Below are 15,589 nucleotides of genomic sequence, written 5' to 3'. Positions count from 1 at the left end.
TCAAGCGCTGGACTCTGTCTGAGCACAGCGAGTTCAGCCAGCGCCCGGATAAAGCGCGCAACACCGGGAAGCTGTTCCCATCCAGAGCAATCAGGATCGTCTTTACTTTGGTGACTTTGCGTTGGCGAAGCAAAGGAAAGTCACTCGCTGGCAAGCGAAAGGCTGCGTGGCAATGATGCAGCGCCATCACATCTTGAGGTCAGTGATCGGTTGACAAGCCTTTCCCAGCACGCTCATTATTAAAAACGTAAGATAAAAAAATTATCATCTTAAACATTAATGGGAGGATCACATGGATATGGAATGGAACAGCATGTGGGGGGCGGTGCAATCCGGTCTCGGTGACAATATGCTTCAACTACTTGGCGCACTGACCATTCTCGTGCTGGGCTGGCTATTCGCAGTGCTGGTGCGTGCCGGAGTACGGCGTGGCCTGGGTATGGCGGGTATGAACCGCCGCTTTGCACAATTGACCGGGCAGACCGGTAAACCAGTGGATATCGAAAAAGGTGCAGCAGTCAGTCTGTTCTGGATCGTGCTGTTGTTCACCTTTATCGCGGTGCTCACCTCGCTCAACCTAGCCATGGTATCCGGCCCCTTCGCCGCACTACTTACCGAAATATTCGCCTATGCACCACGCATCCTGGCAGCACTGATACTGGCGTTGATAGGCTGGTTGTTGGCCAGCCTGGTGCGAGCAGTCATCACTCGCATACTGGCAAAAACCACGCTGGATGAAAGACTGGCCGAACATGCCGGCATGTCCCCGATCAGCGACGGCTTGGCTCAGGCACTGTTCTGGCTGGTAATCCTGCTGTTTGTGCCAGCCGTGCTGGGCGCACTGCAACTGCAAGGTTTGCTCGACCCGCTACGCGACATGATAGGCAGAGCACTTGATATCCTGCCCAATGCCGTCGCCGCGCTGGTGATCGGTGGTGTCGGCTGGATCGTTGCCACAGTGCTGCGCAACCTCGTCAGCAACCTGCTGCGTACCGCTGGTGCCGACAATCTCGGCCAACGCGCTGGCATCGCGGAAACACTGCGTCTGTCGAACATAGGTGGTTTGCTGGTGTTCATCGCGGTATTCCTGCCGTCGTTGATTGCCGCGCTCGACGCACTGCGCATCGAGGCGATTTCGCGCCCAGCCACCGACATGCTCTCCATGATCCTCGCTGCTGTGCCGCACATCATCGCCGCTGGCCTGATCCTTGCAGTCACCTGGCTGGTGGGCTCATTCGCTTCACGCCTGCTGGCAAGTCTGCTACAAACGCTAGGCTTCGACACCCTGCCAGCGCGTATCGGCCTTGGCCATGCGTTTGAAAACAAATCAGCCTCTGGCTTCATCGGCAAGGTCGCGCTGTTTTTCGCCATGCTGTTCGCCACAGTGGAAGCGGCCAACCAGCTCGGTTTCATGCAGATTGGCGATATTGTCGCTACCTTCATTCGCTTCGGCGGCGACGTGCTGCTCGGCTCCGTGATCCTGGTAATCGGCTTCTGGCTGGCCGGTTTGGTGTATGAAGCCATTGACCGCGCAGCAGGCCCCAATAGCCGTGGCCTGGCGCGTATCGCCCGCTTCGCCATCCTCGGCCTGGTGGTAGCCATGGGCCTACGCGCCATGGGCATCGCCGATGATATCGTCAACCTGGCATTCGGCCTAACCCTGGGCGCTATCGCGGTAGCCGTGGCGCTGTCCTTCGGCCTGGGTGGACGCGAAGCAGCTGGCAAGCTGATGGAACATTGGCTATCGAAATTCCGTCAGGATGATCAGCAGGATTGAAATAGACTGAAGAAGTAATACCCGTCCGGGAGAAAGCCGCTCAGCAATACTGGGCGGCTTTTTTTTGATATGCGCAGCATGAATACACTACCGCTGCCTACAATGTGGCTGATGAGTTTATGGCATGATCGCAGCACAGCAGCACTCACTCTCTCTACCACAAGGCGATCAGGCTAATGGCACATGTCCTTTTCCCAGATACACCTCGACAATTTCAAGATTGCTGCCTTGCGTTACACAATGTTCAAGGACAGGATTGACGCTTACCACAGCTTGATCAGCTTTGCGGGAACCGCAAACACAGAGCCATGAAAGTACAGGGATGCTTGCGGAAAAGTACATACTTTAATTGATCTCTCCATCGGGACTTGATTCAAGGTCTGGATCTTTACAAAACCTACCCCTAATCATCACAAACACTTCGTATGTGATTTTATCACTTTTTTATCTAGGATTTATTCCCGAATAATTTGCAATTTTCTTGCCAAATTTTGCAACCCTCTGCCCCAAAATTGGCTGTATACAACCAGGTTGGTTATATATAGCCAGCGTTGGTTGTATACAGCCAATATTTTGCGCATTTTTATGATGCAGTATCTCCAAATTCCTCAAAAAAATATTTCCAGATATCTCGTCTGATTCCTGTGCAATTCTGCCGGGATTAATCCATAAATTTCTTATGTTATGATTGCCCTCCATAAGGGGGGGTTAGGCCATCTGGTTCAGGGACGAGGGAGTGGCATGCAGGAGCAATCAGTTTCAGATTCCAAAGCAATCACTGTCAATGCAGTCGGACAGTTATATGTTGATCATCATCATTGGCTAGTATGCTGGCTACGTAAAAAACTGGGGGCTGTGCATCATGCCGATGACTTTGCGCACGACACCTTCCTGCGCATCCTCCTGGCACCCGACAGCAAAATCCTGCGTGAACCCAAAGCCTACCTGGCAGCCACTGCCACCAACCTGATGATTGATGCCGCCCGGCGCCGCAAACTGGAGCAGGCTTATCTTGAATCGCTGATGCTGATCAGCGAGGATCGCTACGAATTCTCCGCAGAACAATACCAGGAAGCCATCGAAACCCTGAACCTGCTGGCCAGCATGTTAGGCGGTTTGCCTGATAAACCCCGCCGGGCTTTTCTCATGAGCCAGTTCGAGGATTTATCCTATGTCGAGATTGCCGACAAACTGGGCGTTTCCGTCAGCATGGTCAAGCAATACCTCGCCAAGGTCATGGTGCATTGCTATACCTTGATGCACCGCATGCCTTGATCCATGTCCGCCCTACCCGCACAAAACCAGGCACAAGACGCAGCCGACGAACCAGAGCTGGAAGCCGTATTGCAGGCAGCCAACTGGTATGTCCAGCTACACGCGCCGGACTGCACGGAAGCCGAGCGGGCCGCCTTCACGGAATGGCTGGAACAGGATGCCTCCCACCGCATCGCCTATGAACGCATGGAACACATGTGGCGCGACCTGGACGAAGTCAGTCCCAAGCCCGCGCTCAATGCCCTGGAACAAGTACTAACCCCTGAGTTCAAGCCAGTGGGCCGCAAGCTCTCCGCCAAATCCCTGGCATTGGGCATCACCCTCGTGCTGGGCATCTGGCTCGGTTCCCAATCTGACACAGCCTCTTACCTGATGGCGGATTACACCACCGCAGTGGGTGAACAGCGTGTGATAGAACTGCCCGACCATAGCCGGATTACCCTCAATACCTATTCCGCTGTGGATATTGATTACTCCACTGCCGAACGCCGCATCAAACTGCTGCAAGGCGAAGTGTTGGTAGAAGTAGCAAAAGATGCCGCACGCCCCTTCATCGTGGTAACACGCCAGGGTACTGCCCGAGCGCTTGGCACCCAGTTTGTCGTCAGAAAAGAAACCGATGCCACCAGGGTAGGCGTCATTGAATCCGTAGTCGAGGCCTGCAAGGTCAAACGCATGTTCTCCACTGCCGCGCCTGAATGTGTCATCCTCCATGCCAACCAGGGAACCCGTATCGAAGATACCTATATTAGCCAGCCGCAAGATATAGATGCCAACGCCCTGACCGGCTGGGTGAACGGCACACTGGCAGTCGATAACCAATCCCTCGCAGACGTATTACTGGAACTGGAACGCTACCGCCATGGCCGTATCCACTTCAAGGAAGACGACATCGCACATCTGCACGTTTCCGGCGTATTCCCGCTCAATGATACCGACCGAGCACTGGAAATGCTGACCACCTACCTACCCGTCGATATCCAGTACTACACCCCATTACTTGCAGTAGTCAAACCACGGTAGCGTCAAGCAACCCGCCCAGCGATGAAAAAATTTTAATGCCCTGACTGTACTTTGCCTTGAGTTGTTCGTCTTGGTGAAGAACACAATAAAAATCAGGGAGGATTTCATGAACGGTCTGCATTTCAAGCCATCGCCAATCGCGGTCGCACTACACTGTGCATTGCTGCTGATGGCGGGCAAAGCACAATACACCATGGCAGCAGGAGACAGCGTAGTACTCACCGCTGACGCTGCCAGACAATATGAAATCCCACCCGGCACACTCACCCAATCCCTCAACCGCTTTGCCCAGCGCTCAGGCGTCGTGCTGGTGTTTGATCCAGCCCTGACACAAAGCGTAGACAGCAAAGGCCTGAACGGCAGTTACACAGTACAACAAGGGTTCGCAACCCTGCTAAAGGGCAGTGGCCTGGAAGTAGTCAGCGACCAGCATGGTGGCTTCTTTCTTGATAAAGCCGCACCAGTCAAAATGAAAGAAACCCTCCCAGGTGAGGAATCCTCCATCAACTTCGATGTCGACGCCATCGAAGTCCGCGCCAAGCGCTTCTATGAAATCGGGCCATTGGGCGGCACCGGCCTCACTAAAGAACAAATTCCCGGCAACGTCCAGACCCTCACAGCCCAGGATATTCAGGACGCACATGCCTTGAGCATGGCAGACCTGATGAATTCCAGACTGCAATCTGTGAATGTGAATGACTATCAGGGCAATCCATTCCAGATGGATATCACGTACCGTGGTTTTACCGCAGGCCCTCAGATTGGCACACCACAAGGCTTGTCCGTGTTTCTGGATGGCATCCGCGTCAATGAACCATTCGGCGATGTCATGAACTGGGACATGATCCCCATGAATGCACTTGCCAGCTTTGATGTATTCCCCGGTTCAAACCCTATTTTTGGTTTAGGCACACTGGGCGGTGCCCTCTCCATGAAAACCAAGGATGGTTTCAATAACACCAAAGTCAATGCAGAAGTATTGACAGGCTCCTTTGGCAGACGCCAGCTGCAAGCCGAAGGAGGATGGAATAACGGCACCGTGGCTGGCTTCGCTGCTGCCAACATCTTCCTGGAGGATGGTTGGAGAGATAACTCACCGAGCCGAGTGAATCAATTGTTCACTAAAGGCAGTTACCGTGGCGATAAACTCGATCTCAATCTTAGTGTCTTGGCTGTTTGGAATGATTTAACTGGCAACGGCATGTTGCCTAGCGAAATGTACGCTCAAGACAGAAGGAGTGTTTTCACCTCCCCCGATACCACCGACAACCGCCTCTGGCAATTCCAGTTGTCAGGCAGCTACTTCGTCAATGACAACTTCTCTATTACTGGACAGGTTTACAGAAGGAACAGTAAACGTAAGCAAAAAGGAGCAGATGTTTACACTGAATTTGAGAATCAAAAAGTACGGAGAAATCTTGCTGATGGCGAAGAATATACCTGTTTATTTAATAGTACCAATCAGTATGGATTGCCAAACTATTATATTGTAGAAGCTCCCAACGGCACATGGTCGTTAACTACTCCATTCGTGAGTAATGTTCGGCAGTATGGTATCGACTATGCTTTAGCTCAATTGCCAGCCGGCTCTTTTAATGCTGAGCTCCCAGCAGAGTTTGTAGCATTTGCCCAACATAAATTAAATTTCACAAAAAACTTTCAGCAGTCTGAATTATTTGCCCCTCAGGCTGGAGAAGGTGGTGAGTCGCTAGCACCTCCTCCTGCGACTGATTGGTCAAATGGACAGAACGAATATAACTATAGAGTAGAACAAAACCTGTCTCAGATAGCGCGAAATGGTTTCAATTTTGCACGCGCTTTGACAGTAGGATCTATGTTTTACTATTGGGTTCCAGATGCGGATGGTGGCACTGGCACCAAATACGTCATGATTATTGACCCTAATTCTGTAGTCAATGGTGATAAATGCCAGGGTGATGTCAATAATAATGGGCTGATTGTTGAAGATTCCAATGGTACTGCAACACTGGTTGATGGGGCAGCTTCTGGAGGTACGGGTGCCGGAGTCGTAGAGGGAACGCCTACTGCCGTCATGACCAATACCCAGATTGACCAAATTACTGATGGCGCTTCCATCCAACTCAACTGGAATTATGAAAAACATAAGTTCATGGTCGGTGCATCGGTAGATATGCCTTCAGCCACTTATAGAAGTGGGCAGATGTTGGGCTTGTTTGATGCTGAGCGCGATGGATATTTAGCGCCAGATCAAATACGCGATCAATATGCTGCGGCCAGCCAGGAAATCAGTAACAGTAATTTCTCTGGTCATCAGGTGACTAAGAGTATTTATGCCAGTGAAACCTGGACGCCTATTGAAACTCTGAGTATTACAGGTGCATTACGTTATAACGATACTAAGGGCAAGAACAAGATTGCTTCACGCACTTACGGTACGTATGTCTGGGACTTGGCACAGATGCAGGCTTTCCCTGATTATTACAATGTGTGTGTTAATGGGGTCTGCCCAACTACTGGGTATATCACTCCAGATGCATCTAATGTATTGAATGCGGCTGAGAAAGAGAAATTCAGCTATTACTCTCTGAACCCTTCACTGGGGGCTACCTGGCAGGTCACACCTGATATCAATATATATGGTAACGCAAGCCAAGGCACACGTGTTCCCTCAGTTGTTGAGTTAGGATGTGCCTTTGATAGAACTCCTGTACCAGTAAATCTGAACCCTGATGGATCTATAGAGTATGCCCCACGAAGCCTGGCAGAAAACCGCGCATGCTCCTTGCCAACCACTCTCTCCGGCGACCCCTATTTACCTCAAATCAAGGCAACCACCTTTGATTTAGGGATGCGCGGAAAACTCAACGACAATGTTGAGTGGAATTTGGGTGTATATCGCACTGATCTACGCGATGACATCTATATGATTGGTTATCCCGGTAATCGCAATTTCTTTGACACTATCGGTGATACACGTCGCCAAGGCATTGAGGCAGGTATTACAGCAGCATTCGAAAAGTGGCGTTTGCGACTGAACTATGCACTGACAGAAGCTACATTTCAATCTAATTTCTGGATGCCAGCCAATGATAATAGTAGCTCGGTAGAACAGGTATATGGTCAGAACTATAGCCGACTAATACAAGTAAAACCTGGTGATCGTATGCCAGGTGTTCCATTACACAACCTTAATGCAACCCTAAGTTATCAAGTAACTCCTAAATGGCAAATTGGACTTACAGCTGTTGCACACTCCTTTGCTTTTGTTCGTGGAAATGAAAATAACAAACACCGTACTGGGGAGGTTATTTATGACACGGTGGAGGATGGCTCTACCGGTCAGTTAATAAGTGTAGCTCGTCAAACAACAAATAATCCTGGCACAACCCCAGGATATATGACGCTGAACTTACAAACCAGTTATCGCTTAACCTCAGAATGGACTCTTGGCCTACGTGTTAACAACTTGTTGGACAAGGAATACTTCAGTGCAGGCCAATTGGGGAGAAATCCATTCTCGCCATCTATCAATGGAGCTATTGGTCCAGATGGTTACAACCATAATTCCAGTGATTGGCTCATGACAAATTTCCTGGCTCCTGGTGCACCACGAGCAGCTTGGGTCAGTCTGAGTTATTCCTTTGACCCAAGGAAATAAGTGAATGCCATTATCCAGGCTCATCATCTGTCTCAAACAATGGCTGCTGCACGAAAGCTGGATGATCGTGCTGCCTGCACTGTTCTTCCTGCTGCTGGCAGTTGAGTTGAGTCTGCTGATATCAGGGTTTTACTGGATGTAGGTTTCTCTCATGCCGGATGATGTCCGGCATGCATCCACTCCCTCTGCCGGGTTTATCCCGGCATTTTTTTGTCTTGGTTGCGGCTAGTTAAAACAGAACCGGATTCCGGCTCCAGGCCGGAGACAGTATCAGTAATCACCTATCACCTTACGGTAAACCTTGAATCAGGAACTGCAAGACAGCATGGAGCAGCCTGCCTTGTGTTTGGCCCATTCCGGCCTTAACTCTGCAAAGCGCTCCTTGCCCGGCTGTTCGTCATAAGGTCGCCGCAGGACTTCCAGCAGTTCTTCTATCATGCTGGTGTCTCCCTGGTCTGCCAGGTCTATGGCCTGCTGGGCGAGGTAGTTGCGTAATACATATCGCGGGTTGACCTTATTCATGCTGCTGGTGCGGGTAGCCGGGTCGCGTGCATCGGCCACGGTGGCGGTGGCATATTGGCTGAGCCATTGTTCAAACCTGGGCTTGAAGGTTTCCCACAGTGCAGGGCTGTAACTGGCGCTTTGCAGGTGCGCGAGATCGGGTTGGCTGGCTTCGATTGTGGCCAGTTTGCGGAAAAACTCTGTCATGTCGATATCGGCGTGATACATGAGGTCGAATACTTCGTTGATCAGGGGCTCGTATTCATCACGCCATGCACTGAAGCCGAATTTGGCTGCCAGGACCGCGGCCCATTCCCGGTTATAGGTTTGGTCGTACAGCATCAGGCCTTCATCGTAGATTTCTCGCTCTGGCTTGAGGCAATGCAATGCCTGGGCCAGGCGTTCCAGGTTCCAGCGGGCGATGTCAGGCTGGCGTCCGAAGCAGTAGCGGCGTCCGGCGGCATCGGTGGTGTTGGGTGTCCAGCCCGGGTCAAAGTTGTCGACCCAGCCATAGGGGCCGTAATCAATGGTGAGGCCAAGGATGGACATGTTGTCGGTATTCATGACGCCATGCACAAAGCCTACGCGCATCCATTGCGCGATCAGGCGCGCAGTGCGCACGCAGATGATGGCAAACCATTCGGCAAAACGCTCTTCTTCCGGGTAGTCCTTCAGCTCGGGGAAATCGCGGTCAATAGTGAAATCCACCAGTGTTTGCAGGGTTTGTTTGTCATCGCGCATGGCAAAAATCTCAAAATTGCCAAAGCGGATGAAGGATGGCGCAACACGGCAGACAATGGCGCCTTTTTCCATCTGGGGGTTGCCGTTGTAGAACATATCGCGGATGACGACATCGCCGGTCTGCACCAGGCTCAGTGCGCGCGTGGTTGGGATGCCGAGGTGATACATGGCCTCGCTGCAAAGGAATTCGCGCACGGAGGAACGCAATACGGCCCGTCCATCGGCCATGCGCGAATAAGGTGTGACACCTGCGCCCTTGAGCTGTAGCTCCCAGCGCTGCCCTTTGCTGTTGACCGCTTCACCGAGACTGATGGCGCGACCATCGCCAAGTTGCCCCGCCCAATTCCCGAACTGGTGCCCGCCATAACACATGGCATAAGGCTGCATCCCGGGGAGCAGGCTGTTGCCGGCCAGCGCATTGACCCAATCCGGGGAGGTAATGTCTTCCACACTCAGTTCCAGCGCTTCCAGCATTTCCCGCGAGTAAGCCAGCATCCTGGGCGCAGATACCGAGGTTGGCATGGCGTGCGACCAACAGGCATGGAATACCTGGCGCAGCTGGTTGGTGGTGTCTGGATCACCCGGCAGTTCCCGCAGGAATCGGTTATCGAAAGTCAGCATATTCAGCAATCGTGGATGGGTGGAAAAATGTTGTCCTCATGACAACGTGACAGAATCTGGCGCGGTATGTTCACCGCAGAGCGCAATTAAATCATGCGCATTTGTATAAAAAATAGGCAGGTTCAATTTCGCCTTATTGTAACAAACAGTTAGCATAGTCATGCCCATGCTGCCCACAAAGTTACCCACAGAAATTGTTGGGACTGGGGCATTATTCCTCACAGCGCCTTTTGGCGCATCCCTTGCGTTCGCCGCCGCTTTACCCGACACTGCACAGATGATTCCATTTTCCATTCTTGACCTCTGCCCTATCACTCAGGGCAGCACGCCAGCGCAATCATTCCGCAACTCCGTCAGTCTGGCCCGGCTTGCGGATGAGCTGGGCTATCATCGTTTCTGGCTTGCCGAACACCACAATATGCCCGGCATTGCCAGCGCGGCAACTTCTGTGGTCATCGGCCATATTGCCGGTCATACCAGCAGGATACGGGTTGGCGCAGGCGGCATCATGCTGCCCAACCATGCACCGCTGGCGATTGCGGAACAGTTTGGCACGCTGGAATCGCTCTACCCCGGACGTATAGACCTGGGACTGGGCCGTGCTCCGGGCAGCGATAGCATCGCCGCACGTGCGCTGCGCCGCAATCTCAATATCTATGCAGATGATTTCCCGGAGCTGGTAGCCGAGCTACGGCAATACTTTGCGCCAGCGCAAGCCGGACAGTCGCTACGAGCTGTGCCCGGCGCTGGCCTGGATATCCCGCTCTGGATATTGGGTTCCAGCCTCTATGGCGCACAATATGCCGCAGCCAATGGCCTGCCTTTCGCCTTTGCCGCCCACTTTGCGCCGACTTTCCTGTTGCAGGCTGTGGATATCTACCGGCGCAACTTTGTCCCGTCCGCGCAGCTGCAACAGCCCTATTTCATGCTTACGGTGAATATCCTAGCTGCGGAAACCAATGCTGAAGCCCGCTACTGGTTCACCTCGCAACAATTGGCTTTTGCCAATGTGCATCGAGGCAAGGCGGCGGAACTGCCACCGCCGGTCGAGCATATCGACGATTATATGGATGCTTCCACCCAGGCTGGCGTGGAGCGCATGCTGTCCTGCTCCCTGGTGGGCTCCCCTGACGTTGTGGAATCCGGGTTGCAAATGCTGCTGAATGACGTCAAGCCGGATGAGCTGATGGTGACCGGGCATGTGTTCGACCATGCGGTAAGACTGCAGTCATACCGGATTGTGGCGGATATTTACCAACGCCTGTCTGCTGAATGAACTATTGGCCCTGCTTGAGCTGGGACAACCGATCCAATAGACATCAGCCACCTCTGCGAGAGGCAGATATAAAAAACAGGCCATGCACATGCATGGCCTGCCATTATTCAGGTTAGTGCGCCCAATCTATATCGGCAGAGTCACACTGGGTCAATGACGGCTCATCGGCCTGCATGCAGGCTTACTACCTTATTCTCAGCACTAACCCCTGTATTCTAGCCTTGAAGCACAGCCTGCCGTTATCTCTTTTTGGTGTCGTCTGCGCTGTCGATCACGATGTCATTCTGCACTGACATCACTCCGCTCACGCTACGCGCCACAATAACGGCCTGGCTCACTTCCGCCTGGGATTTTGCCGTGCCGCTCAAATGTACTGCGCCCAGGTCATCGGACTGCACCTGGATATCAAACGGCTTGAGTGTGGAGTCGCGCTCCAGTGCTGACCTGACTTTTGAGCAAATCGTATTATCGCAATACCCCTTGGCCGCCTCATTCTCGGCATAGGCATGCAGAGGCAGGCAAACCATCAGCAGTAACACGGCATACTGGCAGAACTTCATGTATCCATCCTTCACTAACAAACTGCACTATGCTAGATATGTCCCGCCTTTTGATGCAATCATCCTCATTCCGAATACTGTGTAGGAATTTTTAACTTCATCACGAAATGACTTGCCAAAGTGCCATAAACGCCATGTAACATTAATGCTGTGAAACAGATGCAGGAAAGATTTTCGGTATGCCGTCGTTATACAACAGTCGTGAAGAACGTGTGCAGGATGTGGTCAAAGCCTATATGAATGAGCGCACCACCATCCGTCACTCCCTGACATTCGGCGGGCAGTTCCTTCCCCATAGCGAGAGCGAAAAAGAGCTGATGCGGGAAGAACGTGCCTGGGCATTGGCGCGGCTCGCCATTGACAAGATCATGCGGCTTCCCCACATTGCCATCAACCGCACGTCAGCAGCCTGACTCTCCCCTACTTCCAGCCAATAACCGCGACCACACAAGGCAAATGGCGCGGCCAGGCTATCGTCGCATGCGCGACCGGTGATAACGCTCCAGCATCTGCCTATCTTCGATATTCGAGAGCACGATGGAAATCACCATGCCAACGATAGCACCGAGCAAGGTATCAATCACCCGCTCGGGCACCATGGAAGCCCCGGCTGACGCAGGTGCGGCCAGATGGGTCATCAACAGTGCCATTGGGGTGACAAGCACTTGCCCTAACGCATAGTTAATGCCAATCACAACCTCGATCAGGAATTGCAGCAGCACCAGCACAATGATCAGCGGCCAGATCGAAGGTTGCTGCGCGAGCAGCAACCATGCCAGCATAGCGCCGACGATGGTTCCCAGCGTGCGCTGCAAGGCGCGGTGCATGTTGATGTGAAGATGGCTGCCCTGCATGACCGCCACTGCCCCCATCGCCGCCCAGGCCGGATACTGCAACCCGCAGGCATGGCTGAGAAAGACAACAATGAATGCCGCAAGCGCAACCCGTGCCGACATGAAGAGCAGATAGCTGACTGACTGATCTGGCACGGTGGGAAAAGGACGTTCTGCTGTCGGGAAATCGCGTAATTTTTCGCTGGCAACGCAGATCAACCAGGCAAACAAGGCAGCGGCGGCAGTCGCCAGCGTGCGCTCCATGACTTGTTCCAGGCTGAGCGTATCCGTGATGGAAGCTCCAACTGCGAAGATGAAAATCAACGGGCCAGGAGCGCCGAACTTGGCATTGAAACAGACTAGCAGGTAAAAACCGCAAGCAAAAGCCAGCAACGCTAGTTGAGCCGTCTGCGACCAGCCCAGCCAGGCTGTAGCCGACATGCTGAACACAGCAACGGTCTGCCAGAATACGCATTTCAGCACGATACCGGAACGGTGATACTGAGGCGCAAAGCGGCCGAAGAGCGCGACCAGAGAGCCCAAGGCGGCAAATCCCACAAGGTGAGACCATGGTGAGAGCTCTAACAGCGGCACGCAAACAGCAACGGCGATAGCCGCCTGCAACCCTGCAAGGGTTGCGTTGCGTAATGAAGGCTGTGCGCCAAGCTCCAGGCTTTCTCCAAAGCGATGCGGGTTCAGGAGGCGGAGCACCGTATCGAACCGGCTTGCAGACCTACCAGCCCGGCCCTTCCTTATTTTCCTTGGTTTATCGGCCATGTTGTTTCATCTTTCTATCGCTAGCTGTTGAGGTCAGCATCTCATTTTCGAATGCAGTGATCCGTTGATCAATGATATGAAAGGATTTCAGCATCGCACTAATCTCCGAGTCTGCAATATCCGCCAACAGCATCTGCTCTCCCTTGCTCAGTTCACGCCGGATTTCAGCCACGCGCTGCTCACCTTCAGGCGTCATGTATACCAGACGGGCACGCCCATCGGATTCGCTGCTGCGCCTCTCGATCAGCCCCTGGCGTTCGAGAATATCAAGTACCCGAACCAGGCTGGAGTCATTCACCCCCACCAGCAATGCCAGGTCTTTCTGCGTCATGCCACCCCCAGTTTCACTGAGATGAATCAACGGCGACCAGGTTGCATCAGTGAGCCCGGCATTTGCCAGATGCACCTCAAGCACAGCACGCCAGCGCCGGGCAAGCAGAGAAAAATGGATACCGAAACGTGAGCGGGAAGAAGAATTAATGTCCATGTATAGAATTTAAACTAATTTGATTTGCAAATCAAATTAGTTTAACCAGACTACCCAATCAAGTATCCATTTTCAGCCCCATGGCTCATCCATAATCAAGTCATGGAAAGTCTCCCACCAAGGCTGCCTGCGCCCACAAAAAAAGAGAGCAAAGCTCTCTTTTTTATTCCCTTCTAAAGTGTAGAGTTCTCACAGGCAGGCCATGATATCCCTACACTTCAACATATCACTACCTCAAGCTGGCAGCGGCACCAGGGGGTTGCCGTACATCGGGTCGTCCGGTTTTGAGGCCAGGGCTTTCTGCAAGTCGATACCCAGTGCCTTGGCCACGCCTGCGCCATAGGCTGGATCGGCGGCGTGGCAGTTGCGGATGTGGCGGAACTTGATAAATTCCGGCGCATCACCCATGGCACGACCAGTATTGCCGAACAGCGCTTCCTGCTGCGCCGGTGTCATCAACTGGAACAGCTTGCGCGGCTGCTCAAAGTAGTTGGCGTCATCCTGGTGATAGGACCAGAACTGGGCATCACCATTGATCTTCAAGGGCGGTTCGGCAAACTCAGGCTGGCCCTGCCATTGTCCAAAGCTGTTGGGCTCGTAATGCGGTGCGCTACCGTAGTTGCCGTCTACCCGCCCCTGTCCGTCACGGTGGTTGCTGTGCACAGGACAGCGCGCCTGGTTCACTGGAATCTGTTGGTAGTTGGTACCCAAACGGTAACGCTGCGCATCGGCGTAGTTAAACAGACGTGCTTGCAGCATGCGGTCAGGGCTGGCGCCGATACCAGGCACCAGGTTGCTCGGTGCGAAGGCGACCTGCTCAACATCGGCGAAGAAATTCTCGGGATTCTTGTTGAGTTCGAACTCGCCGACTTCAATCAACGGATAGTCGCCCTTGTACCAGACCTTGGTCAGGTCGAAAGGATGCAGGCTGTATTTCTCGGCGTCAGTCTCAGGCATGACCTGGACGTACATCGTCCACTTGGGGAAGTCGCCACGCTCAATCGCTTCATACAGGTCGCGCTGATGGCTTTCGCGATCGTTTCCGACCAGCTCCGCGGCTTCGGCATCAGTCAGGTTCTTGATGCCTTGTTGGGTGCGGAAGTGCATTTTCACCCAGAAGCGTTCACCGTCTGCATTCCAGAAACTGTAGGTGTGTGAAGAAAAACCATGCATGTGGCGATAGCTGGCGGGGATACCGCGGTCGCTCATGACGACAGTAACCTGATGCAATGCCTCGGGCAGCAGCGTCCAGTAATCCCAGTTATTGGTGGCGCTACGCAGGTTGGTATGCGGGTCACGTTTGACAGCCTTGTTCAGGTCAGGGAACTGGCGCGGATCGCGGATGAAGAACACAGGTGTGTTATTTCCCACCATGTCCCAGTTACCCTCTTCTGTGTAGAACTTGAGGGCGAAACCACGGATATCGCGTTCGGCGTCAGCAGCACCACGTTCGCCAGCTACGGTCGTGAAACGGGCAAACATTTCGGTTTGTTTGCCGATTTCGCTGAAAATCCTGGCGCGTGTGTACTTGGTAATGTCCTTGGTAACCGTGAAAGTGCCAAAGGCACCGGAGCCTTTGGCGTGCATACGGCGCTCAGGAATGACCTCACGCACGAAATTGGCAAGTTTCTCGTTCAGCCATACATCTTGGGATAGTAAGGGGCCACGTGGGCCAGCGGTCAGGCTGTCGCGGTTGGTCACAACCGGAGCGCCGAAATCGGTCGTCAGGTGGGTCACTGGACACTTCTTGGCATCGTTGTTCATGGCAGCTCCTACTGATACAAATTGATTAAAAGAACCCATTTTTTAATTAGGGTATCTGGATATTAATACAATTAATTGCCGAACAAAAATTAATAGTTTCTACGGATGCGATAAATAATTCTTATTATGTTTTGTGGTAATGATTTCATCATTGCCCCCCCTGTTTCAGATCAGCGATTTATCGCGTGCCATTGAACCAGGGATGAATGTTTTTTGCTTTACCCGGCACAGGCTGATAGAACATCAAACTTGGAAATATAGTAGCCAGCAGCGGTGCTGTATGCGTGATTGGCATTCTGACAATTCTGGGAAGG

Annotated in this window: 13 protein-coding genes; 8 read left to right on the top strand and 5 right to left on the bottom strand. The window is 52.7% G+C overall.

Features of this window, described 5'->3' with window-relative positions; translation table 11 throughout:
* Positions 1–292 precede the first annotated feature (292 nt).
* From CHB59_RS02560 to CHB59_RS11680, 6 genes are all read left to right on the top strand, one after another.
* The gene (locus CHB59_RS02560) at positions 293–1,777 is read left to right on the top strand and encodes a mechanosensitive ion channel (protein ID WP_089374674.1); all 1,485 of its coding nucleotides are present in this window, start codon (positions 293–295) and stop codon (positions 1,775–1,777) included.
* A 183-nt stretch (positions 1,778–1,960) separates the two neighbouring features.
* On the top strand, positions 1,961–2,089 hold the full coding sequence (locus tag CHB59_RS11850; RefSeq protein WP_281252002.1) for a hypothetical protein: 129 nt from the start codon (positions 1,961–1,963) through the stop codon (positions 2,087–2,089).
* A 429-nt stretch (positions 2,090–2,518) separates the two neighbouring features.
* Positions 2,519–3,052: a sigma-70 family RNA polymerase sigma factor gene (locus CHB59_RS02555; protein ID WP_089374673.1), complete on the top strand. Its 534-nt coding sequence runs from the start codon at positions 2,519–2,521 to the stop codon at positions 3,050–3,052.
* A 3-nt stretch (positions 3,053–3,055) separates the two neighbouring features.
* A complete protein-coding gene (locus CHB59_RS02550) occupies positions 3,056–4,075 on the top strand; it encodes a FecR domain-containing protein (protein WP_089374672.1) in 1,020 nt (339 codons plus the stop codon).
* Between the two features lie 106 nt (positions 4,076–4,181).
* Positions 4,182–7,715 carry a TonB-dependent receptor gene (locus CHB59_RS02545; protein WP_245835014.1) on the top strand — a complete coding sequence of 1,178 codons (3,534 nt, stop codon included), beginning with the start codon at positions 4,182–4,184 and terminating at the stop codon, positions 7,713–7,715.
* Positions 7,716–7,719: 4 nt separating this feature from the next.
* On the top strand, positions 7,720–7,857 hold the full coding sequence (locus CHB59_RS11680; RefSeq protein ID WP_179212045.1) for a hypothetical protein: 138 nt from the start codon (positions 7,720–7,722) through the stop codon (positions 7,855–7,857).
* A gap of 164 nt (positions 7,858–8,021) precedes the next feature.
* Here the strand turns inward: CHB59_RS11680 and CHB59_RS02540 are convergent, their stop codons facing one another.
* Positions 8,022–9,578: a protein adenylyltransferase SelO gene (locus CHB59_RS02540; RefSeq protein WP_089374887.1), complete on the bottom strand. Its 1,557-nt coding sequence runs from the start codon at positions 9,576–9,578 to the stop codon at positions 8,022–8,024.
* 166 nt (positions 9,579–9,744) lie between these two features.
* On the opposite strand from CHB59_RS02540, the gene CHB59_RS02535 reads away from it, so the two are divergent.
* Complete coding sequence (locus tag CHB59_RS02535) at positions 9,745–10,854, top strand: LLM class flavin-dependent oxidoreductase (protein WP_342743054.1); 1,110 nt, start codon at positions 9,745–9,747, stop codon at positions 10,852–10,854.
* Between the two features lie 239 nt (positions 10,855–11,093).
* On the opposite strand, the gene CHB59_RS02530 is transcribed toward CHB59_RS02535, so the two are convergent.
* Positions 11,094–11,414 (bottom strand): BON domain-containing protein, encoded by a 321-nt coding sequence (locus tag CHB59_RS02530; RefSeq protein ID WP_089374671.1) that lies wholly within the window; start codon positions 11,412–11,414, stop codon positions 11,094–11,096.
* A 179-nt stretch (positions 11,415–11,593) separates the two neighbouring features.
* On the opposite strand from CHB59_RS02530, the gene CHB59_RS02525 reads away from it, so the two are divergent.
* A complete protein-coding gene (locus tag CHB59_RS02525) occupies positions 11,594–11,827 on the top strand; it encodes a hypothetical protein (protein ID WP_089374670.1) in 234 nt (77 codons plus the stop codon).
* 57 nt (positions 11,828–11,884) lie between these two features.
* Here the strand turns inward: CHB59_RS02525 and CHB59_RS02520 are convergent, their stop codons facing one another.
* The 3 genes from CHB59_RS02520 to CHB59_RS02510 all read right to left on the bottom strand — a co-directional run bounded on the left by CHB59_RS02520 (position 11,885) and on the right by CHB59_RS02510 (position 15,275).
* Complete coding sequence (locus tag CHB59_RS02520; RefSeq protein ID WP_089374669.1) at positions 11,885–13,024, bottom strand: FUSC family protein; 1,140 nt, start codon at positions 13,022–13,024, stop codon at positions 11,885–11,887.
* Positions 13,014–13,511: a MarR family winged helix-turn-helix transcriptional regulator gene (locus CHB59_RS02515; protein ID WP_089374668.1), complete on the bottom strand. Its 498-nt coding sequence runs from the start codon at positions 13,509–13,511 to the stop codon at positions 13,014–13,016. The genes CHB59_RS02520 and CHB59_RS02515 overlap by 11 nt, the downstream gene beginning before the upstream one ends.
* A 234-nt stretch (positions 13,512–13,745) precedes the next feature.
* Positions 13,746–15,275, bottom strand: coding sequence for a catalase (locus CHB59_RS02510; protein ID WP_089374667.1), 1,530 nt, complete (start codon positions 15,273–15,275; stop codon positions 13,746–13,748).
* Between the last annotated feature and the right edge of the window lie 314 nt (positions 15,276–15,589).

The organism is Methylobacillus rhizosphaerae (assembly GCF_900187985.1).
Classification (GTDB): domain Bacteria; phylum Pseudomonadota; class Gammaproteobacteria; order Burkholderiales; family Methylophilaceae; genus Methylobacillus; species Methylobacillus rhizosphaerae.
Note: the sequence above shows the minus strand (reverse complement) of the source record. Positions and strands in the feature narration are given on the sequence as shown.

Coding starts and splice junctions, on each gene's coding strand:
- CHB59_RS02535 (WP_342743054.1), top strand. CDS start 9,745: ATGCTGCCCACAAAGTTACCCACAGAAATTGTTGGGACTGGGGCATTA.
- CHB59_RS02530 (WP_089374671.1), bottom strand. CDS start 11,414: ATGAAGTTCTGCCAGTATGCCGTGTTACTGCTGATGGTTTGCCTGCCT.
- CHB59_RS11850 (WP_281252002.1), top strand. CDS start 1,961: ATGTCCTTTTCCCAGATACACCTCGACAATTTCAAGATTGCTGCCTTG.
- CHB59_RS11680 (WP_179212045.1), top strand. CDS start 7,720: ATGCCATTATCCAGGCTCATCATCTGTCTCAAACAATGGCTGCTGCAC.
- CHB59_RS02510 (WP_089374667.1), bottom strand. CDS start 15,275: ATGAACAACGATGCCAAGAAGTGTCCAGTGACCCACCTGACGACCGAT.
- CHB59_RS02550 (WP_089374672.1), top strand. CDS start 3,056: ATGTCCGCCCTACCCGCACAAAACCAGGCACAAGACGCAGCCGACGAA.
- CHB59_RS02555 (WP_089374673.1), top strand. CDS start 2,519: ATGCAGGAGCAATCAGTTTCAGATTCCAAAGCAATCACTGTCAATGCA.
- CHB59_RS02525 (WP_089374670.1), top strand. CDS start 11,594: ATGCCGTCGTTATACAACAGTCGTGAAGAACGTGTGCAGGATGTGGTC.
- CHB59_RS02515 (WP_089374668.1), bottom strand. CDS start 13,511: ATGGACATTAATTCTTCTTCCCGCTCACGTTTCGGTATCCATTTTTCT.
- CHB59_RS02560 (WP_089374674.1), top strand. CDS start 293: ATGGATATGGAATGGAACAGCATGTGGGGGGCGGTGCAATCCGGTCTC.
- CHB59_RS02520 (WP_089374669.1), bottom strand. CDS start 13,024: ATGGCCGATAAACCAAGGAAAATAAGGAAGGGCCGGGCTGGTAGGTCT.
- CHB59_RS02540 (WP_089374887.1), bottom strand. CDS start 9,578: ATGCTGACTTTCGATAACCGATTCCTGCGGGAACTGCCGGGTGATCCA.
- CHB59_RS02545 (WP_245835014.1), top strand. CDS start 4,182: ATGAACGGTCTGCATTTCAAGCCATCGCCAATCGCGGTCGCACTACAC.